This window comes from Xanthomonas hyacinthi (assembly GCF_009769165.1).
GTDB classification, from domain to species: Bacteria; Pseudomonadota; Gammaproteobacteria; order Xanthomonadales; family Xanthomonadaceae; genus Xanthomonas_A; species Xanthomonas_A hyacinthi.
Genome location: NZ_CP043476.1, coordinates 1,146,676 through 1,169,699, shown reverse-complemented (window position 1 = coordinate 1,169,699; position 23,024 = coordinate 1,146,676). Strand labels below are relative to the sequence as shown.

Annotated in this window: 18 protein-coding genes and 2 pseudogenes; 17 read left to right on the top strand and 3 right to left on the bottom strand. The window is 71.4% G+C overall.

Translation table 11 applies throughout. From position 1 onward, the window contains the following. Together FZ025_RS05345 and FZ025_RS05340 are read right to left on the bottom strand one after the other, a co-directional pair. Positions 1–426: a DNA polymerase III subunit chi gene (locus tag FZ025_RS05345; protein WP_046978124.1), complete on the bottom strand. Its 426-nt coding sequence runs from the start codon at positions 424–426 to the stop codon at positions 1–3. 114 nt (positions 427–540) lie between these two features. Continuing rightward, complete coding sequence (locus tag FZ025_RS05340; RefSeq protein ID WP_046978123.1) at positions 541–2,022, bottom strand: leucyl aminopeptidase; 1,482 nt, start codon at positions 2,020–2,022, stop codon at positions 541–543. Positions 2,023–2,130: 108 nt separating this feature from the next. Between FZ025_RS05340 and lptF the strand changes: the two genes are divergently transcribed. Then, complete coding sequence (gene lptF, locus FZ025_RS05335; protein WP_046978122.1) at positions 2,131–3,216, top strand: LPS export ABC transporter permease LptF; 1,086 nt, start codon at positions 2,131–2,133, stop codon at positions 3,214–3,216. After that, positions 3,213–4,319: an LPS export ABC transporter permease LptG gene (gene lptG, locus FZ025_RS05330; RefSeq protein ID WP_046978121.1), complete on the top strand. Its 1,107-nt coding sequence runs from the start codon at positions 3,213–3,215 to the stop codon at positions 4,317–4,319. The genes lptF and lptG overlap by 4 nt, the downstream gene beginning before the upstream one ends. Positions 4,320–4,338: 19 nt before the next feature. On the opposite strand, the gene FZ025_RS05325 is transcribed toward lptG, so the two are convergent. Continuing rightward, positions 4,339–4,815, bottom strand: coding sequence for an RDD family protein (locus tag FZ025_RS05325; RefSeq protein WP_046978120.1), 477 nt, complete (start codon positions 4,813–4,815; stop codon positions 4,339–4,341). 158 nt (positions 4,816–4,973) lie between these two features. On the opposite strand from FZ025_RS05325, the gene xerD reads away from it, so the two are divergent. The 15 genes and pseudogenes from xerD to xpsN all read left to right on the top strand — a co-directional run bounded on the left by xerD (position 4,974) and on the right by xpsN (position 23,015). Then, positions 4,974–5,948: a site-specific tyrosine recombinase XerD gene (gene xerD / locus FZ025_RS05320; RefSeq protein ID WP_046978119.1), complete on the top strand. Its 975-nt coding sequence runs from the start codon at positions 4,974–4,976 to the stop codon at positions 5,946–5,948. A 109-nt stretch (positions 5,949–6,057) separates the two neighbouring features. Then, positions 6,058–6,864, top strand: a complete 807-nt coding sequence (locus FZ025_RS05315; RefSeq protein ID WP_104557800.1) for a DsbC family protein — start codon at positions 6,058–6,060, stop codon at positions 6,862–6,864. A 212-nt stretch (positions 6,865–7,076) separates the two neighbouring features. Beyond that, the gene (purL, locus tag FZ025_RS05310) at positions 7,077–11,129 is read left to right on the top strand and encodes a phosphoribosylformylglycinamidine synthase (RefSeq protein WP_046978117.1); all 4,053 of its coding nucleotides are present in this window, start codon (positions 7,077–7,079) and stop codon (positions 11,127–11,129) included. Positions 11,130–11,577: 448 nt separating this feature from the next. Then, positions 11,578–11,787, top strand: a complete 210-nt coding sequence (locus FZ025_RS22835; RefSeq protein ID WP_425478384.1) for a hypothetical protein — start codon at positions 11,578–11,580, stop codon at positions 11,785–11,787. Between the two features lie 42 nt (positions 11,788–11,829). Continuing rightward, a pseudogene (locus tag FZ025_RS05305) lies at positions 11,830–13,562 on the top strand (S8 family peptidase). Positions 13,563–13,918: 356 nt separating this feature from the next. After that, the gene (gspE, locus tag FZ025_RS05300) at positions 13,919–15,649 is read left to right on the top strand and encodes a type II secretion system ATPase GspE (protein ID WP_046978115.1); all 1,731 of its coding nucleotides are present in this window, start codon (positions 13,919–13,921) and stop codon (positions 15,647–15,649) included. Between the two features lie 115 nt (positions 15,650–15,764). Beyond that, positions 15,765–16,979 carry a type II secretion system protein XpsF gene (gene xpsF / locus FZ025_RS05295; protein ID WP_046978114.1) on the top strand — a complete coding sequence of 405 codons (1,215 nt, stop codon included), beginning with the start codon at positions 15,765–15,767 and terminating at the stop codon, positions 16,977–16,979. Positions 16,980–17,478: 499 nt separating this feature from the next. Then, on the top strand, positions 17,479–17,913 hold the full coding sequence (gspG, locus tag FZ025_RS05290) for a type II secretion system major pseudopilin GspG (protein ID WP_046978113.1): 435 nt from the start codon (positions 17,479–17,481) through the stop codon (positions 17,911–17,913). Between the two features lie 91 nt (positions 17,914–18,004). Further along, entirely contained in the window at positions 18,005–18,454 is a 450-nt protein-coding gene (gene xpsH / locus FZ025_RS05285; protein ID WP_104557857.1) for a type II secretion system protein XpsH, read from the top strand. Further along, positions 18,451–18,867, top strand: a complete 417-nt coding sequence (gene xpsI, locus FZ025_RS05280; RefSeq protein ID WP_046978112.1) for a type II secretion system protein XpsI — start codon at positions 18,451–18,453, stop codon at positions 18,865–18,867. Before xpsH ends, xpsI begins: the two co-directional genes overlap by 4 nt. Further along, the gene (locus tag FZ025_RS05275; RefSeq protein WP_046978111.1) at positions 18,864–19,514 is read left to right on the top strand and encodes a type II secretion system protein J; all 651 of its coding nucleotides are present in this window, start codon (positions 18,864–18,866) and stop codon (positions 19,512–19,514) included. Before xpsI ends, FZ025_RS05275 begins: the two co-directional genes overlap by 4 nt. Next, positions 19,511–20,371, top strand: a complete 861-nt coding sequence (locus FZ025_RS05270; protein WP_046978110.1) for a type II secretion system minor pseudopilin — start codon at positions 19,511–19,513, stop codon at positions 20,369–20,371. Before FZ025_RS05275 ends, FZ025_RS05270 begins: the two co-directional genes overlap by 4 nt. After that, positions 20,368–21,492, top strand: coding sequence for a PilN domain-containing protein (locus tag FZ025_RS05265; protein ID WP_046978109.1), 1,125 nt, complete (start codon positions 20,368–20,370; stop codon positions 21,490–21,492). Before FZ025_RS05270 ends, FZ025_RS05265 begins: the two co-directional genes overlap by 4 nt. Further along, positions 21,473–22,111 (top strand): annotated as a pseudogene (gspM, locus tag FZ025_RS05260) (type II secretion system protein GspM); the annotation flags it as partial. The gene FZ025_RS05265 and the pseudogene gspM, both read left to right, overlap by 20 nt. Positions 22,112–22,235: 124 nt before the next feature. Beyond that, positions 22,236–23,015 (top strand): type II secretion system protein XpsN, encoded by a 780-nt coding sequence (gene xpsN / locus FZ025_RS05255; protein WP_046978107.1) that lies wholly within the window; start codon positions 22,236–22,238, stop codon positions 23,013–23,015. Positions 23,016–23,024: the final 9 nt, after the last annotated feature.

Genomic DNA, 23,024 nt, shown 5'->3' with positions numbered 1-23,024 from the left:
TCACATGTCGTATTTGCTGAGTTCGAAGCCCAGCGCCTTGTACTGCTTCCAGCGCTCGCGCAGCGGCGCGCGCGCGGCCGGGTCGGCCGGCACCACTTCCAGCACGCGCTCGCAGGCGCCGAGGTAGGCGTCGTCGCGCAGGTTGATGACCAGCGCGCGCGCCGGCGCCTCCACCCCGGGCGGGGCGATCAGCACCTGCGCCTCTTCCTCGTCGACATCGGCGCCGGCGATCTGGTGCGGGATGTAGGCGTCGTCGTCGAACGCCCACAACAGTTCGTCCAGTTCCTCGGCCTGCGTCTGGTCGCGCGCCAGCACCAGCGTCCACAGGTTGGCGTCGTTGGCCTTGCGCGCCAGCTCGCAGACCAGCCGCAGCGGTTCGGTGAGGAAGCGCGGCTTGGCGATCAGGTAGAAATCGGCGCGCATCAGAAGAGCGGGGAACGGGGAATAGGGAATAGGGAATGGGAACAGCCGGCGGCGGCGAGTGCGCCGTGCGCGGTTGGGTCAGACAGAGCGCTTTTCACGATTCCCGATTCCCCATTCTCAATTCCCGACCGCAACGCGGTCCAGCAACCACTGGCTCAACAACCCCACCGGGCGCCCGGTGGCCATGCCGCGCTTGCCTTCGTCGCTGGCCACGCCGGCGATGTCCAGGTGCGCCCAGCGCTGGCCCTCGGTGAAGCGCGACAGGAAGCAGCCGGCGGTGATGGCGCCGGCCCAGCGGCCGCCGATGTTGTAGACGTCGGCGAAGCTGGAATCGAGCAGGCCCTGGTATTCGTCCCACAGCGGCAGGCGCCAGGCGCGGTCGAACACGTGCTCGCCGGCGGCCAGCAGTTCGTTGGCCAGGTCGTCGTGCTTGCTCATCAGGCCGGCGGTCTGGTGGCCGAGGGCGACCATGCAGGCGCCGGTGAGGGTGGCCACGTCGATCAGCGCCTCGGGGTTGAAGCGTTCGGCGTAGGTCAGCGCGTCGCACAGGATCAGGCGGCCTTCGGCGTCGGTGTTGCCGACCTCGATGGTCTTGCCGGACATGCTGGTGATCACGTCGGAGGGGCGGTAGGCGTCGCCGTCGATCGCGTTCTCCACCGCCGGCACCACCACCACCAGGTTCAGCGGCAGGCGCGCGCTGGCGGTGGCGACGAAGGTGCCGATGACGTTGGCGCCGCCGCACATGTCGTACTTCATCTCCTCGATGCCGCCCTGGGTCTTCAGGTTGACGCCGCCGGTATCGAAGGTGATGCCCTTGCCGACCAGCACATAGGGCTTGGCGTCGCCGCCGCCGTTCCACTTCAGCACCAGCAGCCGCGGGCGGTTGGCCGAGCCGCGCGCCACCGCCAGCAGCGAACCCATGCCCAGCTCCTGCATCTGGGTCTCGTCGAGGATCTCGGCCGCGGCGCCGTCGATGCCATGGGCGAACGCCGCCGCGGTCTCGGCCAGGTAGGCCGGGGTGCACAGGTTCGGCGGCAGGTTGCCGAGCTCGCGGGCGAAGGTCACGCCGGCGGCGATGGCCTGGCCCTGGGCCAGCGCGGTGACGTCTTCGCCAAGCACGGCCAGGCTGGCCAGGCCGCTGTCGTCGGGCTTCTTCTTGCCCAGGGTGGCGGTGTAGCGGTAGCAGGTGTGGTCGCTGGCGATCACCGCCTGGCGGATCGCCCAGGCCCGGTCGCGGCCCTTGACCTCCAGTTCGGACAGGGTGAATAGCGCGGTGGCCGCCGGCCCGCTCTTCAGCGCGCGCGCCGCGTCGCCGACCGCCTTCAGGTACTGCGGCACGCCGAACTTGGCGGCCTCGCCCAGGCCGACCACGAGCACGCGCGGCGCGCTCACCCCCGGCAGGTCGTGCAGCAGCGCGCTGGCGCCGGTCTTGCCGCTGAGGTCGCCGCGGCCGGCCAGGGCCGTCAGGCGTCCGCCGCTGGCCGTATCCAGGGCCTGGGCGGCGGGCGACAGGCGCTTGTCGGCGAACACGCCGACGACGATGCAATCGAACGCCGCAGTAGCCGGGGCGTCGTGGTTCAGGGTGAATTCCAGGGCCATTGATCAGATTCCGTTGGCAAATCCGTACAATCGCGGGCTGTTTACGTCCAGCCGGGTTAGGCTGGCTCCGCCGCGAACGAATCCGAGAGTTTAAATCAACCCACCCCCATGCCGAAGCTCGATCGATACCTGCTGCGCGATTTCATCCAGAGCTTCCTGGCCACCCTCATCGTCCTGCTGGTGGTCAGCGTCGGCGGCGTGCTGGTCGACATCCTGGGCAACATCGCCGATGGCCGCATCCCGGCCAAGTTGCTGTTCTCCCAGTTGGGCCTGCAGTTCGTGGTGTACCTGCCGCTGATCCTGCCGCTGGCGCTGATGCTGGGCCTGCTGCTGGCGCTGGCGCGGCTGTACCGCGACTCGGAGATGGCGGTGATCGCCGCCATCGGCGTCGGCCCGCGGCGCCTGCTGCGGCCGATCCTGATGCTGGTGGTGCCGGTGGTGGCCCTGGTCGGGCTGTGCTCGCTGTGGCTGGGCCCCTGGGCCGACCGCACCGCCGACCGGCTGATCGACGAGGCCAACCGCAGCCTGCTGATGGCCGGGCTGGAGGCCGGGCGCTTCACCCCGCTGTCCGACGGCGGCATCGTCTACATCAGCACCCTGTCCGGCGACGGTACCAAGCTGGGCAAGGTGTTCATGCAGCGGCAGAAGGACGGCCGCCTGGACGTGGTCACCGCGCAGCGCGGCGCGATGTTCTTCGAGGGCAAGGCCGACCGCTACCTGCGCCTGGAGGATGGCTACCGCGTGGAGGGCCCGCTGGCCGGCGACGGCATGGACTACCGGCTGATGCGCTACGCCAGCAACGACGTGGCCCTGCCCGACCGCAGCGAGGCGCGCAAGGACGACGATCCGGAGCTGCTGCCCACCGCCAAGCTGATCGGCGACCCGCGCCCGCAGGCCAATGCGCAGCTGCACGCGCGCATCGCGCCGCCGCTGCTGGCGCTGGCCTTCGCCCTGCTGACCCTGCCGCTGTCGCGCAGTTCGCCGCGGCAGCAGCGCTACGGCCGGATCATGCTGGCGTTCCTGGCCTACCTGGTCGGCACCAACCTGATGTTCATCGGCACCCAGTGGCTGAGCACCGACAAGCTGCCGCGCGCGCTGGGCCTGTGGTGGCTGACCGTGCCGCTGCTGGTGCTGGCGGTGTGGACCTATCTGCGCGACGGCCACCTGTCGCGGCCGCGGAGGCAGACGGCATGAGGCTGCGTCCGCACCTGCACGACGTCTACGTCGGCCGCGCCGTGCTCGGCACCGTCCTGCTGACCTGGGCGGTCCTGCTCGGGCTCGACGTGATCATGGCCTTGTCCAACGAATTCAAGGACATCGGCAAGGGCAGCTACAGCCTCGGCCACGCCGTGGCGTTTGTCGCCTACACCGTGCCGCGGCGCGCCTACACCCTGTTCCCGACCGGCGCCGTGATCGGCGTGCTGATGGGCCTGGGGCAGCTGGCGGCGACCTCCGAACTGACCGCGCTGCGCGCGCTGGGCCTGTCGCGGCCGCGGCTGAGCGTGGCCGCGGCGGCGACGATGTTGCTGCTGACCGTGGCGATGGTGTTCAGCGGCGAGACCCTGGCGCCGTGGGCGCAGAACCAGGCCGACACGATCAAGGCCAACGCCAAGTACAACGGCAACATGAGCATGGCCCGCTATTCCGGGGTGTGGGCGCGCGAGGGCGACACCTTCCTCAACGCGCAGGCCGGCGAGGAACACCTGGAAGGCAACGGCGGCACCTGGCTGGAGTTGCGCGACGTGCGCCTGTACACGCTGGACCAGGACGGCCGCCTGGCCTCGCTGACCCACGCCACCACCGCCGAGCACCGCAACAGCAGCTGGACGCTGAAACAGGTGTACCGCGACAGCTTCGCCGAGCGCGCGGTGCAGCGCGAGACCTTCGACAGCCTGCCATGGGCCTCGCGGCTGGACGCCGCCGCGCTGGCCTCGGGCCTGGCCAAGCCGCGCAACCTGTCCGCGCACGATCTGCACACCAGCATCGAGTACCGGCGCCGCAACGGCCTGGACGCGCGCGACTACGAGGACCAGTACTGGAGCCGCTGGTTCTATCCGGTCAACGTGCTGGCGCTGTGCTTCGCCGCCATTCCGTTCGCGTTCGGCGCGCTGCGCAGCGGCGGCATGGGCAAGCGCCTGTTCCTGGGCATCCTGTTCGCGCTGGTGTTCTGGCTGCTGCAGCTGTTCTTCGGACGCATGGCCGGCGCGCTCAAGTTCGACTACCGCATCGCCTACGCCCTGCCGCCGCTGGTGATGCTGACCGTGTCGTGGCTGCTGTTCCGCAAACGCAGCAGTTGAGCGCGCCGATGGGGAGTGGTCAGGGCTTGTGCTTCGGAAGTCGAACCAACCGAGTGCCGCTGGCGCGGTCGTGCCACGTCAACCGTTCGCGATCGAACAGCGCCCACCAGAACCCCAGTCCGCCCAGCAGCAGCGACAGCGTGCCGACCAGGTAGCGCCGCCACAGCGCGCCCCAACTCGGCGTGCCGCCATCGGCGCCGTGCAGGCGCAGCCGCCACGGGCGCATGCCCAGGGTCTGGCCGCCGCGGCGCCAGCTCAGCGTGGCGTACAGTCCGGCGGCCAGCCAGCAGCACAGCCACAACAGCCATTGCAAGGCGCTGAACGGAGCGATGTTCTCGCGCGGCGCGTGGCCTTCGAGGGTGTAGCCCAGGGTGAACAGCGCGGAGATCGCGAACCACAGCGCCAGCACCGGCCAGGCATCGTAGAACAGCGCCAGCAGCCGCCACGGCAGCAGTGCGCGCGGGCGGGAAGCGGTGGCGGTGGACGCGGCGGTCATCGCCACAGCTTAGCGGCAGCGCCACCGGCGCGTCACCGACCTGCGCCGCGGTCGTCTTGCGCCGCAGCGCGCAAAGGCCAGGCTTTTGCCGAATCCCGCGCGCTCTTCGGCGGCCGCAGGCTGGCCATCCCGAGTCCCGAGTCCCGTAAGCTTCCCCCATGCCCGACCTCCGCACCCCCGCCGAACGCCGCCAGCAGGCGCAACGGCTCGCCCCGCTGCGCGATGCCGATGCCGCCGCGATCCAGCAGTTCCTGGACACGGCCTGGGCCGAGCAGGGCCTGGCGCGGCAAAGCCTCGACAGCTACCGGCGCGACCTGGAAGGCTTCGCGCGCTGGCGCGACGGTGCCGGCGGCGGCCTGCCCGGGGCCGATCGCCAGGCCCTGTTCGACTACCTGGCCTGGCGCACCCGGCTGGGCTATTCGCAGCGCAGCAACGCGCGCTGGCTGTCGTCGCTGCGCGCGTTCTTCGCCTTGCGCCTGCGCCGTGGCGAGCGCAGCGACGACCCGACCGCGCTGCTGGACCCGCCGAAGCTGCCGCGTTCCCTGCCCAAGGCGCTGGCCGAGAGCCAGATCGACGCACTGCTGGCGACGCCGGACGACACCGCTCCCACCGGCCTGCGCGACCGCGCCATGCTCGAGCTGATGTACGCCGCCGGGCTGCGCGTCAGCGAACTGGTGAACCTGCCGGCGAACGCGGTGAACCTGCGCCAGGGCGTGCTGCGGGTCACCGGCAAGGGCAGCAAGGAGCGCCTGGTGCCGCTGGGCGAGGAATCGCAGCACTGGCTGCAGCGCTACCTGGACACGGCGCGGCCGGCGCTGGCGGCGGGGCAGGCGGTGCCGGCCAGCGACGGCACCGTGCCGATGTTCATCGATGCGGCGCGGCACCCGCTGAGCCGGCAGCAGTTCTGGGGCCTGGTCAAGCGCTATGCGGCGCTGGCCGGCATCGACCCGGCCTCGGTCAGCCCGCACGGCCTGCGCCACAGCTTCGCCACCCACCTGCTCAACCGCGGCGCCGACCTGCGCGCGCTGCAGATGCTGCTCGGCCACAGCTCGCTGTCCACCACCCAGATCTACACCCTGGTGGCGCGCGAGCACCTGCAGAAGCTGCACAGCAAGCACCATCCGCGCGGCTGAGGCGCGCGGCCGGCGCGCGCGCCGGCAGCAGCCCGCTCAGCCTGTCTACATGGAGCGGAGCAGGGGGTATGCGACAATCCAGCCGGTTCGCAGCCCTCATGGATAGCCAATGCTCCGTCTTGCTCTTTTTGCGCTGCTGGGCGCCACGTCCCTTTCCGCCTGCGCGCAGCCGGCTTCGCCCACCGGCGCCGCCGCCGCCCCGGCCAAGCCGGCCGCCGCGCCTGCCGGTGCCCCGGGCGAGCAGCGCGTGCGTGCGGCGCTGCTGCAGCTGGATCCGAACTTCAAGCCCGACTTCATCGGCGCCGCGCCGTTCCCGGGCTTCCGCGAAGTGGTGGTCGGCGGGCAGGTGCTGTACGTGTCCGACGACGGCCGCTACCTGTTCCAGGCGCAGCCGTTCGACATCCAGGAAAGGCAGTTCGCCTCCAGCGAGGGCCTGCTGAGCTACCGCCGCAAGCTGCTCGAGTCGGCGCCGCGCACCGAGCGCATCGTGTTCGCCCCGGCCAACCCGAAGTACACCATCAGCGTGTTCACCGACATCGAATGCGGCTACTGCCGCAAGCTGCACAGCGAGATCGCCGAGCTCAACAAGCAGGGCATCGCGGTGGAGTACCTGGCGTTCCCGCGCATGGGCCTGGGCAGCCAGGACTACAAGGACATGGTCGCGGTGTGGTGCGCGGCCGACAAGAAGAAGGCGCTGACCGAGGCCAAGGCCAGCGGCAAGGTGCCGGGCGCGGCCAGCTGCAAGAACCCGGTGACCATGCAGTACACCCTGGGCCAGCGCCTGGGCGTCAACGGCACCCCGGCGATCTTCGCCGCGGACGGCACCCAGCTCGGCGGCTACCTGCCGCCGGCGCAGCTGCGCGAGGCGCTGGACAAGCGTGCGGCCGAGGCGGGTCGGGCGGGCGGTGGTCGCTGAAAGGCCGGGAATGGGGAATAGGGAATCGGGACTCGGAAAAGCGCGTCCCGGGCAGGTGATCCGCTGACGGAGACGGTCCGTCTTGCGGGCGTTAGTTACTGATCGGATTGGAATTTTTCCGGTCGCCGGAAACTGCTTTTGCGAGTCCCGAGTCCCCGGTACCGAGTCCCGGCTACACTACGCAGCCCGTTACCTCACACGGTTCCCCGGACATGATCGTCCTCGAGGGCGCTTTCGCCCTTTCGCCGTTCCGCCGCGCTCGGCTCGAAACCCGCCTGCAATCCGTCGTTCCCGGTCTGCGCATCGCCGGCGCCTGGCACGTGTATTTCATCGACAGCGCCGCCGACGGCGCGGTGGATACCGCCGCCGCGCAGCGCATCCTGCAGGCGCCGGCCGCGCCGGCCGTGGCCGCGGTGGGCACCTGCTCGCGCTACGTGGTGCCGCGGCTGGGCACCCGTTCGCCGTGGTCGAGCAAGGCCACCGAACTGGTGCGCGGCGCCGGCCTGGCGATCCGCCGCGTGGAGCGCGGCACCCGCCTGGACCTGGCCGGCTGGCCGCAAGACGCCATCCAGCAGGCCGCGCTGGCCAAGCTGCTGCACGACCCGATGACCCAGTCGTTGCTGGACGGCGCGGAACAGGCGCAGGCGCTGTTCCAGGCGCTGGCGCGCGGCGACGTGGAGCGCATCGCGCTGGACCAGCTGGACGCGGCCAACGCGCGGCTGGGCCTGGCCCTGGCCCAGGACGAGATCGACTACCTGCGCCAGCGCTTCGGCGAACTCGGCCGCGATCCGGCCGACGTCGAGCTGATGATGTTCGCGCAGGCCAACTCCGAGCACTGCCGGCACAAGATCTTCAACGCCAGCTGGAGCATCGACGGCAAGGAGCAGGAACGCTCGCTGTTCCGGATGATCAAGCACACCCACCAGCAGACCCCGCAGCACACGCTCAGCGCGTACAGCGACAATGCGGCGGTGGTGGAGGGGCATCCGGCCGCGCGCTACCGCCCGGACCCGGCCAGCGGCGAGTACCGCAGCGAGGCGGTGACGCCGTCGGCGTTCTGCATCAAGGTCGAGACCCACAACCACCCGACCGCGATCGCGCCGTTCCCGGGCGCCTCCACCGGCGCCGGCGGCGAGATCCGCGACGAGGGCGCCACCGGCCGCGGCGGCAAGCCCAAGGCCGGCCTGACCGGCTTCAGCGTCTCGCACCTGCGCATCCCCACGCTGCCGCAGCCTTGGGAAGCCGAGCGCCCGTTGAACCCGCGCATGGCCCCGGCGCTGGAGATCATGCTCGAGGCCCCGCTCGGCGCCGCCGCGTTCAACAACGAATTCGGCCGGCCCAACCTGCTCGGCTACTTCCGCAGCTTCGAACTGCCGGAGACGCAGGAGCTGACCCGCGCCTACGACAAGCCGATCATGCTCGCCGGCGGCCTCGGCGCGATCGATCGCATCCAGGTCGAGAAGATCCGCCTGCAGCCGGGCGATGCGGTGATCGTGCTCGGCGGCCCGGCGATGCTGATCGGCCTGGGCGGCGGCGCGGCCAGTTCGGTGGCCTCCGGCGACAGCGCCGAGGACCTGGATTTCGCCAGCGTGCAGCGCGACAACCCGGAGATGGAGCGGCGCGTGCAGGAGGTCATCGACCGCTGCGTGGCGCTGGGCGCGGACAACCCGATCCGCTGGTTCCACGACGTCGGCGCCGGCGGCCTGTCCAACGCCATTCCCGAACTGCTGCACGACTCCGGCGTGGGCGGCCTCATCGATCTGGACCGCGTGCCCAGCGACGACCCGTCGCTGTCGCCGCTGCAGCTGTGGTGCAACGAATCGCAGGAGCGCTACGTGCTCGGCGTGCCGCAGGCGCGCCTGGCCGAATTCGCCGCGATCTGCGAACGCGAGCGCTGCCCGTTCGCCGCGGTCGGCGTGGCCACCGCCGAGGAACGACTCGTCGTGGGCTATGGCGTCTTCGGCGCCGGGAATGGAGAACCGGGAATCGGGAATGGTGAACAGCCAGCCGAACCCGCTTCTCCCCATTCCCCATTCCCGATTCCCCATTCCCAGCACCCGATCGACCTACCCATGGACGTGCTCTTCGGCAAGCCGCCGAAGATGCACCGCGCTGCGCGGCAGCCGCCGGCGCCGCGCTGGCCGGAGCTGGACACCGACACGCTGGACCTGCGCGACGCCGGGTTGCGCGTGCTGGCGCATCCGACGGTGGCGGCGAAGAGTTTCCTGGTCACGATCGGCGACCGCAGCGTCGGCGGGCTGACCGCGCGCGAGCAGATGATCGGTCCGTGGCAGCTGCCGCTGGCCGATTGCGCGATCACCCTGGCCGGGTTCGATACCCACGCCGGCGAAGCGTTGGCGATCGGCGAGCGCACCCCGCTGGCGCTGCTCGATGCCGCCGCCGCGGCGCGCATGGCGGTCGGCGAGGCGATCACCAACCTGTGCGCGGCGCCGGTCGAGGCGCTGGCCCAGGTCAAGCTGTCGGCGAACTGGATGGCCGCGGCCAACCACGCCGGCGAGGACGCGCGGCTGTACGCCGCGGTCAAGGCGGTGGGCATGGAGCTGTGCCCGCAGCTGGACCTGAGCATTCCGGTCGGCAAGGATTCGTTGTCGATGCAGGCGCAGTGGAATGTGGCCGGGAATCGGGAATCGGGAATCGGGAATGGGGAAGAGCGTGACGCTTCCGCGACCGGTGCCGTCGCTTCTCCGATTCCCGATTCCCCATTCTCCAGTCCCGGCGCAACGCACAAAAGCGTTTCCCCCGTCTCCCTGATCGTCTCCGCGTTCGCGCCGGTCGCCGATGCGCGTGCGCAGCTGACGCCGTTGCTGGCGCGCGAGGCAGAGAGCGAGCTGTGGCTGATCGGGCTGGGCGGCGGCAAGCAGCGCCTGGGCGGTTCGGTGCTGGCGCAGGTGCATGCCGAGGGCGGCTTGCCGGCGTTCGGCGGCGCGGTGCCGGACCTGGACGATGCGCAGCGGCTGCGCGCGTTCTTCGAACTGATCCGCGATGCGCGCGCGGCCGGGCTGTTGCTGGCCTACCACGACCGCAGCGACGGCGGCGCCTTCGCCACCCTGTGCGAGATGGCGTTCGCCTCGCGCCGGGGCCTGGAGATCAATCTCGACGCCTGGGGCGACGATCCGTTCCGCAGCCTGTTCAACGAGGAACTGGGCGCGGTGGTGCAGGTCGCCAACGAGGACCGCGCCGCGTTCGCCGACCTGATCGAGCGGCACGCGCTGACCGAGTGCGCGCAGCGCATCGCCCGCCCCAGCACCGCCGCGGTGGTGCGCGTGGGGCTGGCCGGCAAGACCCTGGTCGAATGGCGCTGGGAGGAGCTGTTCGACGCGTGGTGGTCGGCGAGCCATGCCATGCAGAAGCTGCGCGACAACCCCGACAGCGCCGACGAGGAGCGCGCGGTGGCGCGCGATTTCGCCGCGCCGGGCTTGAAGCCGAAGCTGGCCTTCGACCCGGCCGAGGATGTGGCCGCGGCGTTCGTCGCCAGCGGCCAGCGGCCGAAGGTGGCGATCCTGCGCGAGCAGGGCGTCAATGGCCAGATCGAGATGGCCAATGCGTTCGAGCGCGCCGGCTTCCGCGCCTTCGACGTGCACATGAGCGACCTGATCGCCGGCCGCGTGGACCTGGCCGGCTTCGTTGGCCTGGCCGCCTGCGGCGGCTTCAGCTACGGCGACGTGCTCGGCGCCGGCCGCGGCTGGGCCACCTCGATCCTGGAGCGGCCCGCGCTGCGCGATGCGTTCGCGGCGTTCTTCGCGCGTCCCGACACTTTCGCGCTGGGCGTGTGCAACGGCTGCCAGATGCTCAGCCAGCTCAAGGACATCATCCCCGGCGCCGAGCATTGGCCGCGCTTCCTGCGCAACCGCAGCGAGCAGTTCGAGGCGCGCACCAGCCTGCTGGAAGTGGTGGAATCGCCGTCGATCTTCCTGCGCGGCATGGCCGGTTCGCGCATCCCGGTGGCGGTGGCGCACGGCGAAGGCCGCGCCGAGTTCGACAACGCCGTGGACCAGGCCGCCGCGCGCGTGGCGTTGCGCTTCGTCGACGGCAACGGCGAGGTCGCGCAGCGCTATCCGCTGAACCCGAACGGCTCGCCCGACGGCATCACCGGCCTGACCAGCGACGACGGCCGGGTGACGATCCTGATGCCGCATCCCGAGCGCACCCCGCGCTCGCTCAACCTCAGCTGGCATCCCGCGGGCTGGGCGGACGATGCACCGTGGCTGCGCATGTTCCGCAACGCGCGGGTGTGGGTGGGCTGAGCGCCCGCATGACGCGTCCGCCGCTGGCGGGCGTGGCTGCATGCTGCAAGCGAGCACGCCCAGCGCCGACCCGGCATAAGGTCCGCTGCGGTGCGCGCCCTGCGCGCCGCGTCGGGCCGACGCCCTGATCCGTGCCCTTGTGGGCGACTTCAGTCGCGACGGAGCGAGCCGGGAGCCGCAGCGGCATCGATGCGCTCAAATCCGCGAGCCGCTTCGCGCCGCACCCTCACCCCAACCCCTCTCCCGATGGGAGAGGGGCTAAAGCGCGGCGCGGCTGCTCTGTCGTGGTCAAGTTTTGGTGGACACGGAGATAGGGGATTTCAGGTGGTGGCTTTCTCGTAGTCGGCAGGCGATCGATAGCCCCGGCTTCGGCTGGTGAGCCATCGCGGACGGCGGCGCGTGCCGCCGTCCGCCCATGCAATGGCCTGAGGGGGCAGACCGAAGGACCTTGGCTGGGCCGGCCAACGGATTCGGGAAAAAGGAGCTTTTTTACGGCCGCAACTGTCGCCTGATCCACGAAAACTTTGAAGAGGACGTCAACGTGATCGACAAGCAAAATCTTCGTATCGATGCCATCGCCGCCGCCATGCTGATGATGTCGCTGAGGGGGCCAAGCGCGTTCGCGGCCGGTGCCGCGTCGCCGCTGCCGGTCGAGTAGCCGGTCAAGGCCGCACCGGCCAACGCGCAGACTTCCAGCCGCATCGTGGTGCGCTACAACCCCGGCACTCCTGCAGCCAGCGACCGCTCGGCCAAGCTGTCGGCGGTGCAATCGGCAGTGACCCGCGCCAGCCTCGGGGGGGCAACCCGATCGCGCGCGCCGCGGCCGCCAGCGCACGTGCCGAATACGTGCGCAGCCTGGGCGTGGGCGCCGACCTGATCCGCCTGTCGGGCAAGCTGAGCAAGGCCGACGTGGACAAGGTGGTGGTGGAAATCGCCGCCGACCCGGCGGTCGAATACGCGCAGGTGGACGTCAAGCTGCAGCGCGCCGAGCTGCCCAAGGCGGTGCTGGAGCAGCCGCAGCTGGTGCCCAACGACCCGCTGTACGCGCAGTACCAGTGGCACCTGAGCAGCGCCACCGGCGGCATCAACGCGCCGGCCGCGTGGGACCTGTCCAAGGGCGACGGCGTGGTCGTGGCGGTGCTGGATACCGGCATCCTGCCGAACCATCCGGACGTGGCGGTGAACCTGCTGCAGGGCTACGACTTCATCTCCGATGCGGAGACCTCGCGGCGTGCGAGCGACGCGCGCGTGCCCGGCGCGCTGGACTACGGCGACTGGGTCGAGAACGACAACGAATGCTATGCGGGGTCGCTGGCCGAGGAGAGTTCCTGGCATGGCAGCCATGTCGCCGGCACCGTCGCCGAGGCCACCAACAACGGCGTCGGCATGGCCGGCGTCGCGCCGAACGCCACGGTGCTGCCGGTGCGCGTGCTCGGCAAGTGCGGCGGCTACCTGTCCGACATCGCCGATGCGATCACCTGGGCCTCCGGCGGCACCGTCGCCGGCGTGCCGGCCAACGCCAATCCGGCCGAGGTCATCAACATGAGCCTGGGCGGCAGCGGGACCTGCGACACGCGGTACCAGGACGCGATCAACGGCGCGGTCGCGCGCGGCACCAGCGTGGTGGTGGCGGCCGGCAACAGCGCCGGCAACGCGGCCAACTTCCGTCCGTCCAGCTGCGCCAACGTGATCGCGGTCGGCGCGACGCGCATCACCGGCGGCATCGCCTACTACTCCAACTATGGCGCGGCGGTGGACCTGTCCGCTCCGGGCGGCGGCGGCAGCGTCGACGGCAACCCGGGCGGCTACGTCTGGCAGAACGGCTATACCGGCGCGACCACGCCGACCTCGGGCAGCTATACCTACATGGGCATGGGCGGCACCTCGATGGCCTCGCCGCACGTGGCGGCAGTGGCGGCCCTGGTGCAGAGCGCGGTGATTGCCGCCGGCAACGCGCCGCTGACCCCCGCGGCGCTGGAAACCCTGCTCAAGCAGACCGCGCGTCCGTTCCCGGTGTCGATCCCGACCAGCACCCCGATCGGCAGCGGCATCGTCGATGCCAAGGCGGCGCTGGACAAGGCGCTGCAAGTGCCGTGCGATCCGCAGACCGAAGAGTGCGCGCCGCCGGCGACCGCGCTGACCAACAAGGTGGCGGTGGCCGGCCTGACCGGTGCGGCCGGCAACGAGGCGCTGTACAGCTTCGAGGCCAAGGCCGGCGCGGTGCTGAGCTTCCTCAGCTACGGCGGCAGCGGCAACGTGTCGTTGTACGTGAGCTTCGACAAGGAACCCAGCAGCACCAGCTACGACGCCAGGTCGGCCCGTCCGGGCAACAACGAGGCGGTGCGCTTCACCGCGCCGCGGGCCGGCATCTACTACGTCAAGCTGGTCGGCGCGTCGAGCTACAGCGGCGTCAGCCTGGTCGCGCGCCAGTAAGCGTGCGCTGGACGGTGCCGGCAACGGCGCCGGAGGAACCCAGGAAACCCGGCTTCGGCCGGGTTTCCTGGGTTCCGGCACTGGAAAAGCCGTGAGCGCGCCAGGCGCTGCCGCTGCCGGCATGGCGGCCGGCGCGCCAGCGTGCGCCGCCGTCGGTTGCGCTTGTGCGCTGCAGCGCCGCTGGCGCGCTCGCCATGCACACGGCGCCGCAGTGCGCGATGCGCCGCGCCGCGTGTGTCATGCCAATGACGCGCGCAGCGCTGGCCGTCGTAGACAGTCGCGCCGCCCGGTGCGGCGCGGGCGGGCGGCAGGTCGCGCCGAACTGCTAAAGTCGCCGCACGCTCTGGAGGGATTGTGTGAACGCGCTTGTGAAGGACACTGCTGCCGCTGTCGATACGCCCGAGGCGCGCATCGTCGATGCGTTGCTGGCCAAGGGCCGGCTCAAGGAGGGCGACCTGCTGCGCGCACGCCAGCTGCAGCGCGAATCCGGCGGCGGCCTGCTGTCGCTGCTGGCGCGGCTGGGGCTGGTCTCCGAACGCGACCATGCCGAGGTCAGCGCCGAAGTGCTGGGCCTGCCGCTGCTCGATGCCAAGCAATTGCCGGCCGCCGCGCCGGAGAACCTGCCCGAGGCGCAGCCGCTGTCGCTGCGTTTCCTCAAGCAGTTCCACGTGTGCCCACTGGGCGAGCGCGACGGCGCGCTGGAACTGTGGATGTCCGATCCGCACGAGGCCTATGCCGCCGACGCGGTGCGCCTGGCCACCGGTTTCCGGGTGCTGCCGCGGGTCGGCCTGCGCTCGGAGATCGACGACCTGATCGAGCGCTGGTTCGGCCAGGGCCGCAGCGCGATGGGCGCGATCGTGGAAACCGCCGACGGCGACAGCACGGCCGCCGACGACATCGAGCACCTGCGCGACCTGGCCTCGGAAGCGCCGGTGATCCGGCTGGTGAACCTGGTGATCCAGCGCGCGGTGGAACTGCGCGCCTCGGACATCCACATCGAGCCGTTCGAGAACCGGCTGAAGGTGCGCTACCGGGTCGATGGCGTGCTGATCGACGGCGAAAGCCCGCCGGTCAACCTGACCGCGGCGGTGATCAGCCGGGTCAAGATCATGGCCAAGCTCAACATCGCCGAGCGCCGCCTGCCGCAGGACGGGCGCATCATGCTGCGCGTGCAGGGCAAGGAACTGGACCTGCGCGTGAGCACCGTGCCCACCGCGCACGGCGAGAGCGTGGTGATGCGCCTGCTCGACCGCGAGACGGTGGTGTTCGACTTCCACCGGCTCGGCTTCACCGACGCGTTCCTGCCGCAGTTCCGCAAGGTGCTGGAGCAGCCGCACGGCATCCTGCTGGTCACCGGCCCCACCGGCTCGGGCAAGACCACCACGCTGTACACCGCGCTGAGCCAGCTCAATACCGCCGACGTCAAGATCATCACCGTCGAGGATCCGGTCGAATACCAGATCGAGGGCATCAACCAGATCCAGGCCAAGCCGCAGATCGGGCTGGATTTCTCGCACGCGCTGCGCAGCATCGTGCGCCAGGACCCGGACATCATCATGATCGGCGAAATGCGCGACCTGGAAACCGCGCGCATCGCGATCCAGTCGGCGCTGACCGGCCACCTGGTGCTGTCCACGCTGCACACCAACAACGCCGCCGGCGGCATCACCCGCCTGCTCGACATGGGCGTGGAGGACTACCTGCTGACCTCCACCATCAACGGCATCCTGGCGCAGCGCCTGGTGCGGCGGCTGGAGCCGACCCATGCCGAGCGCTATCCGGCCTCGCCGGAGGAGATCGAGAAGTTCGAACTGCGCCGGCTGCAGCCCGAGGGCGAGATCTGCCTGTACCGCCCGCGGCCCTCGGCGATCGCGCCGACCGGCTACCTCGGCCGCACCACGATCATGGAATTCCTGGTGATGAACGATGCGCTGCGCCGCGCGGTGATGCGCCACGCCGGCATGGGCGAGATCGAACAGCTGGCGCGCGAGGCCGGCATGCGCACGATGTACGAGGACGGCCTGGGCAAGGCGCTCAGCGGCCAGACCACGATCGAGGAAGTGCTGCGCGTGGCGGAGGAAAGCTGATGCGCGCGGCACCCAGCGCGAAAGCGCCTGGCGCCATAGCTCTGCGACGGTCGCGCCAGCACGCGCGGAGCCTGCTTTCCGATTCCCCATTCCCCATTCCCCATTCCCAGCCCTAATGCCCCTGTACCGCTACAAAGCGCTCAATCCGCACGGCGAGATCCTGGAGGGCCAGATGGAGGCCGCCAGCGACGCCGAGGTGGTGCTGCGCCTGCAGGAGCAGGGGCATATGCCGATGCAGGCCAGGCTCGCGGCGCAGGGCGGCGGCACCTCGCTGCGCGGCCTGTTCCGGCCCAAGCCGTTCGACGGCGCGGCGCTGGTGCAGTTCACCCAGCAGCTGGCGACCCTGCTCGGCGCCGGCCAGCCGCTGGACCGCGCGCTGTCGATCCTGCTCGAACTGCCCGAGGACGAGCGCTCCAAGCGCACCGTCGGCGACATCCGCGACGCGGTGCGCGGCGGCGCGCCGCTGTCCGCCGCATTGGAGCGGCAGCACGGCCTGTTCTCGCGCCTGTACATCAACATGGTCCGCGCCGGCGAGGCCGGCGGCAGCCTGCACGACACGCTGCAGCGCCTGGCCGAGTACCTGGAGCGCAGCCGCGAACTGAAGGGGCGGGTGATCAACGCGCTGATCTATCCGGCGATCCTGGTCAGCGTGGTCGGCTGCGCGCTGCTGTTCCTGCTCGGCTACGTGGTGCCGCAGTTCGCGCTGATGTACGAGAGCCTGGACGTGGCCCTGCCGTGGTTCACCGAGGCGGTGCTGGGCGTGGGCCTGTTCGTGCGCGACTGGTGGATCGCGCTGCTGGTGGTGCCCGGGCTGGGGCTGCTGGCGGTGGACCGCAAGCGCCGCGATCCGGTGTTCCGCGCCGCGTTCGACGCCTGGCTGCTCAAGCAGCGCTTCATCGGCGTGCTGATCGCGCGGCTGGAAACCGCACGCCTGACCCGCACCCTGGGCACCCTGCTGCGCAACGGCGTGCCGCTGCTGTCCGCGCTGGGCATCTCGCGCAACGTGCTGTCGAACCTGGCGCTGACCGCCGACGTCGGCGCCGCCGCCGACGACGTCAAGAACGGCTATGGCCTGTCGGCGTCGCTGTCCAAGGGCAAGCGCTTCCCGCGCCTGGCGCTGCAGATGATCCAGGTCGGCGAGGAATCCGGCGCATTGGACACGATGCTGCTGAAGACCGCCGACACCTTCGAGCAGGAAACCGCGCAGGCGATCGACCGCCTGCTCGCCGCGCTGGTGCCGCTGATCACCCTGGTCCTGGCCTCGGTGGTCGGCCTGGTGATCATCTCCGTCCTCGTCCCCCTGTACGACCTCACCAATGCGATTGGGTGAGGCGCCACGCTCATGCGCCATGGCGCATATGGCGCCGAACGCGCGGCCACGGACGGCCGGGCTGGCGGTTCCGGCGCCCGTGGTGTCGCGCCAGGGATGGCAGCGTGGACCCGTTGCGCAGCGGATTGTGGAAACGAAGGAGGCCATGCGTTTGCGAACCACAGGTTCGCGCATGGCCGAACGCCCGGCCATGGATGGCCGGGCCGGTCTGTCAGGGCGCGGCGATGTCGCGCCATGGACGGCAGCGGCATGCCGGCAGCATGCGCGCGCCGCGCCAGGGATGGCGGCGTGAACCTGTGGCGCCGCGGACGGTCGAAGCGATGGCGGCGGCCGTCCCCGCAGCATGCGCGCACCACGTCACGCGGCAAGCGCGGCATGCGTCCATCGATGCCGAACTCCCGTTGCCGCGCATGAAGCGCAGCTGCACGACCCGCACGCAGCGGCGACGTTCGTCACCGCGTTCGGCTACATAGGCTCTCCACCGCAAGGATCCGATGCAATGCGAAATATCCGCTCCCTGACCCGTTCCCCCTCCGCCGCGCGCCAATCGGGCATGAGCCTGCTGGAAATCATCATCGTCATTGTGCTGATCGGCGCGGTGCTGACCCTGGTCGGCAGCCGCGTGCTCGGCGGCGCCGATCGCGGCAAGGCCAATCTGGCCAAGTCGCAGATCCAGACCATGGCCGGCAAGATCGACAACTACCAGCTGGACACCGGCAAGCTGCCGTCCAAGCTCGACGACCTGGTCGCCGCGCCGGGCGGCGTCAGCGGCTGGCTCGGCCCGTACGCCAAGGCCACCGAGCTGAACGATCCGTGGGGCCATCCGATCGAGTACAAGGTGCCCGGCGACGGCAAGCCGTTCGACCTGATCAGCCTGGGCAAGGACGGCCAGCCCGGCGGCAGCAGCTACGACGCCGACATCAAGTACGAGTGATCCCGGCGCCGTGATCCACGCCCCTGCCGGCGGTATCCAGCGCGGTGTCCAGCGCAGTGCGCACGCGTGCGCACCGCTGGCGCGTGCGCGCATGCGCGGCGTGTCGCTGCTGGAGATGCTGCTGGTGGTGGGGCTGATCGCGATCGCCGCGATGCTGGCCGCCTCGGTGCTGACCGGCGGCATCGACGGCATGCGCCTGCGCTCGGCGGCCAAGGAGATCGCCGCGCAGCTGCGCTACACGCGGGCGCAGGCGATCGCCAGCGGCCAGCCGCAGCGCTTCCTGATCGATCCGCAGGCGCACCGCTGGCAGGCGCCGAACGGCCGCCACGGCGAGATCCCGCCATCGCTGGCGATCCGCTTCAGCGGCGCGCGCGAGGCGCAGCGGCGCCAGGACGAAGGCGCGATCCAGTTCTTCGAGGACGGCGCCGCCACCGGCGGGCGCATCGAGCTGCAGGCGCGCAAGGCCAGCTGGCGCATCGACGTGGCCTGGCTGACCGGCGAGGTCAAGGTCGGGCGTCCGCCGCAGCAGGCCGGGCCATGAAGGCGCAGCGCGGCTACACGCTGATCGAGGTGATCGTGGCGTTCGCGCTGCTGGCGCTGGCGCTGACCCTGCTGCTGGGTTCGCTGTCCGGCGCCGCGCGCCAGGTCCAGCGTGCCGACCAGCTCAGCCGCGCCACGTTGTACGCGCAATCGCTGCTGGCCGCGCAGGATGTGGAGCAGCCGCTGCGGCCCGGCCGCGAACAAGGCAGCTTCGAGCAGGGCCATTACCGCTGGACCCTGGACGTGGCGCCGTACGTGGATGCGCGGCGGCCGCCGGACACGACCATGACGCCGGGCGCGCCGACCCTGCTGCAGCTGAGCCTGCAGGTGCGCTGGGGCGAGGCGCCGGCGCAGGCGCTGCAGTGGAAGACGCTGCGCCTGGTCAGCGCGCAGAGCAGCGCGGTGTCGCAGTGAGCCGCGCACCGCGCCGCGCCGCCACGCGCGGCTTCACCCTGATCGAAGTGCTGCTGGCCACGGTGCTGCTGGTCGGCGGACTGACCCTGGCCTTCGCCACGCTGCGCTCGGCCACCGCGATCAGCGGCCGCGGCGAGAGCATCGCCGGGCGCAGCGAGCGCATGCGCGCGGTCGAGGGTTTCCTGCGCCGGCGCCTCAGCGGCGCGCAAGCGCTGGCGCTGGAGATCGACAGCCGCACCCTGCAGCCGGTGCGCTTCGTCGGCGAACCGCAGCGCATGCTGTTCGTCGCCGATCTTCCCGACTACCTGGGCCGCGGCGGCCCCTACGTGCACGACCTCAGCGTCAGCGGCGCCGGCGGCCAGCAGCGCCTGGCGATCGCGCTGCTGCAGGTGCAGGCCGGCAAGCAGATCGCCGAGGCCAAGCCGCGCGCGCCCGAGCCGCTGGCCGAGGGCCTGCGCCAGGTGCGCTTCCGCTACCGTGGCATCGACCCGGAACGCGGCAGCATCGGCCCCTGGCAGGAACGCTGGGAGCGCACCGACCAGCTGCCGCTGCTGGTGTCGATCGAACTGAGCAGCGACGACGGCATGCTGTGGCCGCCGCTGGTGGTGGCCTTGCGCCAGGCCGGCGGCGCGGAGGCGCGGCAATGAGCGCGGCGCCGGGGCAGGCGCGCGGCGCGGCGCTGGTGCTGGTGCTGTGGCTGATCGCGCTGCTGACCGCGCTGATCGGCGCGTTCGCGCTGACCGCGCGCACCGAGGGCCTGCAGGGCAAGGTGCTGGGCGACGGCGCGGCGGCGCAGGAACGCGCCCGCGCCGGGCTGGAGTACGCGCTGACCCGGCTCGCCGGCACGCCGACACAGCCGGGCTGGCGCGCCGACGGGCGCCGCTACCGCTGGCAGTACGAAGACGCCACGATCGACCTGCGGATCACCGACGAGAGCGGCAAGCTCGATCTGAACCTGGCCGACGCGCCGCTGCTGGCGGCGCTGGTGCGCGCGGTCGGCGGCGATCCGCAGCGCGCCGAGCGCATCGCCGCGGCGATCGCGGACTGGCGCGACCCGGACACTCTCAGCCAACCCAATGGCGGCGCCGAGGACCCGGACTACGCCGCCGCCGGGCTGCCGTACGGGGCCAAGGATGCGCCGTTCGAGAGCCTGGCCGAACTGCAACTGGTGCTGGGCATGGATGCGGATCTGTACGCCAAGCTGCTGCCGAACCTGACTCTGTACAGCGGGATTTCGCGCCCGGCGCCGGATTTCGCGCCGGCGCCGGTGCTGACCGCGCTTGGCCTGGATGCGCAGCAGGTGCTGGCGCAGCGCGAGCGCAACGACCCGACCCCGGCCGCGACGATGGGCGGGGGGGGCGGCACCTACAGCATCGAAAGCCGCGCGCAATTGGCCGCCGGGCGCGCGGCGGTGCTGCGCGCCGTGGTGTGCCCAGGCTCGTCGGCGCTACCGGGCACCGCCTACACTGTGCTGCGATGGGAAGAAGGATCGACCGTTCGATGACTGCGTGGCGGGACACGATGGACAGGCTCGGCGTGCGCATGACGCCCGGCGCCGGCGGCGTGCTGGTCTGGTGGCAGCGTTCGCTGATGGCGTGGCTGCCGCCGCGCTGGCAGCTGCAGCTGGGCTGGTCGCAGGCGCGGCTGCTGCTGTGGCGCGACGGCGAACAGCTGTACGTCGCGCGCCAGATCGATGCCGAACTGGGCACGCCGCTGGCGTTGCCGTGGCCGCTGCTGCCGAGCGACCTGGAGGCCGTGCTCGGCCCGCGCCTGGCCGCATTGCCGCGGGTCTGGCTGCTGCCGGCGCAGGCCGCGCTGCAACGCACGCTGCGCCTGCCGGCCGCGGCCGCCGAACACCTGCGCGACGTGGTCCGGTTCGAGATCGACCGGCAGACGCCGTTCCAGGCCGACCAGGTGGTCTATGACGTGCGCCTCGGCGCGCGCCGCGAGGATGCGCAACTCGACGCCGAACTGGTGGTGGCGCCGCGCCGCGTGCTGGAGGAACTGCACGCCAGCGCCGGTGCGCTGCGCCCGACCCTGGCCGGGGTCGATGTCGCCGCGGCCGACGGCGCGCCGCTGGGCGTCAACCTGCTGCCGCCGGAGCAGCGCCATCGCCGCGCCGACCCGATGCGGCGCTGGAACGCGATCCTCGCCGCGACCGCGCTGCTGGCGCTGTGCGCCGCCGGCTGGCAGCTGCTGGACAACCGCCGCGACGCGCTCGCGCAGTTGCGCGCGCAAGTGGACAGCGGCGCGCAGCGCGCGCGCGGCGTGGCCGCGCAGCGCCAGCAACTGGTCGATCTGGTCGAAGGCGCGGCCTTCTTCGACCAACTGCGCGCCGAGCGGCCGACCGCGCTGGAAATTTGGAACGAGCTGAGCAAGCGTCTGCCCGAGGGCACCTACCTGGAGAAATTCTCGGTCGAGGGCAACCAGTTGCAACTGATCGGACTCAGCAGCGAGGCGTCCTCGCTGGTCGGGCGGCTGGAGGGCTCGCCGCTGTGGCGCACGCCGTCGCTGACCGGCGTGCTGCAGGCCGATCCGGGCAGCCACCGCGACCGCTTCACCCTGACCGCCGAACTGGCCGGGACCAAGCGCAAGGAGGCCGCCAATGCCGGTGCAGGTCGATAAGCGCGACCGCTGGCTGGCGCTGGGCCTGCTGCTGGCGGCGCTGGCGCTGGCCTATCTGCTGCTGGTGCATCCGTGGTGGACGCTGCCGATGCGCGAGGTCGAGGTGCAGATCCAGGAATTGCGCCAGCGCGAACTGCGCGTGCGCATGCAGTTGCAGCAGGCGCCACAGGTGGCGCAGGGGCTGCAGCAGGCGCAACGCGAGCTGGCCGCGCGCCCGGGCTTCCTGCGCGAGACCTCGGCCGAGCTGGCCTCGGCCGGGCTGGTGCAGCGCCTGGAAAGCGCGGTGGCCACCGCCAGCCCCGGCAACCGCAGCTGCGCGATCAGCAACCGTTCGCCGCTGGCCGCCGACAACCGCCGCGACCGCTTCACCCGCGTTGCGGTGCAGGTACGGCTGCGCTGCGGCACCCCGGAACTGGCGGCGGTGCTGCATGCGCTGGAAAGCGGCACTCCGGCGCTGTTCGTGGACAACCTCAACGTGATGGCGCAGCGCTACCAGCTGTCGCCGGGGGAGAGCGGCAACGGCCTGGACGTGGCCTTCGAACTGGCCGGCTATCTGCGCCCGAACGCGATGCCGGCGCCGCCCGCGGCAGCGGGCATCGCCTCAGGCATGCCGCCGCCCGGCGCGCCGGCGATGGACGCCGGCACGCCCGCCGGATCCGGGCCGAGCGAGCCGGGCGCTGCGCAAACGCCGCCGGCCATGCCGCCGGATGCGGCGCCGGCGCCGCAGCAAGTGGAGGGCGCGCATGCGAATTGAAGCGATCGGGCTGCGCACCGTGTGGCTGGCGACACTGGCGCTGTGGGGGCTGCTGATCTGGGCGCTGGGCCTGGCCGGCCTCGGCCAGCGCATCGTGCCGCTGCCCGACGATCCGGCCATGACCCAGCGCCTGCCGAGCTTGCCGGCGGCCTCCGGGCAGCGCCTCGGCAATTACGCGCGCTATGCCGAGATCGCCGCGCGTCCGGTGTTCGCCGAAGACCGCCTGCCGCATCCGTTCTTGCTCAGTGCCGACAACGGCCAGGCCGCCGCGCCGAGCGTGCGCCTGACCGGGGTGCTGCTCACCGACAGCTTCAAGATGGCCACGCTGACCACCGAGCACGGCGAATCGCTGCGCCTGCAGGAAGGCCGCGACCCGGTCAAGGGCTGGCGGCTGCTGTCGCTGCAACCGCGCCGTGCGGTGGTCAGCGGCAGCAGCGGCACCCAGACCCTGGAGCTGCAGGTGTTCGACGGCAAGGGCGGGCAGCCGCCGACCGCGCTCGGCCAGGGCGCGCGGCCGCCGGGCATGCCGCCGTTGCCGGGGTCGCCGCCGCCACCGGCCGCGCCTGCGGTCAACACCGCGGCCACGACCGCCGCCGCGCCGCAGGCGGGCGCGAACGGAACAACCGCAACGCCGGCGCCGAGCGCAGCGGCGGCCGCGCCGGCGCCCTCCTCGGAACAGTTGCAGGCCATCCGCGAACGCATCGAAGCCCGCCGCCGGCAGTTGCAGCAGCAGCGCCAGAACGGCACCACCCCCGGCCAGAACCCTTGAAGAGTGATC

Coding starts and splice junctions, on each gene's coding strand:
- FZ025_RS05315 (WP_104557800.1), top strand. CDS start 6,058: ATGCTCCGTCTTGCTCTTTTTGCGCTGCTGGGCGCCACGTCCCTTTCC.
- FZ025_RS05325 (WP_046978120.1), bottom strand. CDS start 4,815: ATGACCGCCGCGTCCACCGCCACCGCTTCCCGCCCGCGCGCACTGCTG.
- xpsF (WP_046978114.1), top strand. CDS start 15,765: ATGCCCCTGTACCGCTACAAAGCGCTCAATCCGCACGGCGAGATCCTG.
- xpsN (WP_046978107.1), top strand. CDS start 22,236: ATGCGAATTGAAGCGATCGGGCTGCGCACCGTGTGGCTGGCGACACTG.
- xpsH (WP_104557857.1), top strand. CDS start 18,005: ATGCGCGGCGTGTCGCTGCTGGAGATGCTGCTGGTGGTGGGGCTGATC.
- lptG (WP_046978121.1), top strand. CDS start 3,213: ATGAGGCTGCGTCCGCACCTGCACGACGTCTACGTCGGCCGCGCCGTG.
- FZ025_RS05270 (WP_046978110.1), top strand. CDS start 19,511: ATGAGCGCGGCGCCGGGGCAGGCGCGCGGCGCGGCGCTGGTGCTGGTG.
- gspG (WP_046978113.1), top strand. CDS start 17,479: ATGCGAAATATCCGCTCCCTGACCCGTTCCCCCTCCGCCGCGCGCCAA.
- FZ025_RS05265 (WP_046978109.1), top strand. CDS start 20,368: ATGACTGCGTGGCGGGACACGATGGACAGGCTCGGCGTGCGCATGACG.
- purL (WP_046978117.1), top strand. CDS start 7,077: ATGATCGTCCTCGAGGGCGCTTTCGCCCTTTCGCCGTTCCGCCGCGCT.
- xerD (WP_046978119.1), top strand. CDS start 4,974: ATGCCCGACCTCCGCACCCCCGCCGAACGCCGCCAGCAGGCGCAACGG.
- lptF (WP_046978122.1), top strand. CDS start 2,131: ATGCCGAAGCTCGATCGATACCTGCTGCGCGATTTCATCCAGAGCTTC.
- xpsI (WP_046978112.1), top strand. CDS start 18,451: ATGAAGGCGCAGCGCGGCTACACGCTGATCGAGGTGATCGTGGCGTTC.
- FZ025_RS05340 (WP_046978123.1), bottom strand. CDS start 2,022: ATGGCCCTGGAATTCACCCTGAACCACGACGCCCCGGCTACTGCGGCG.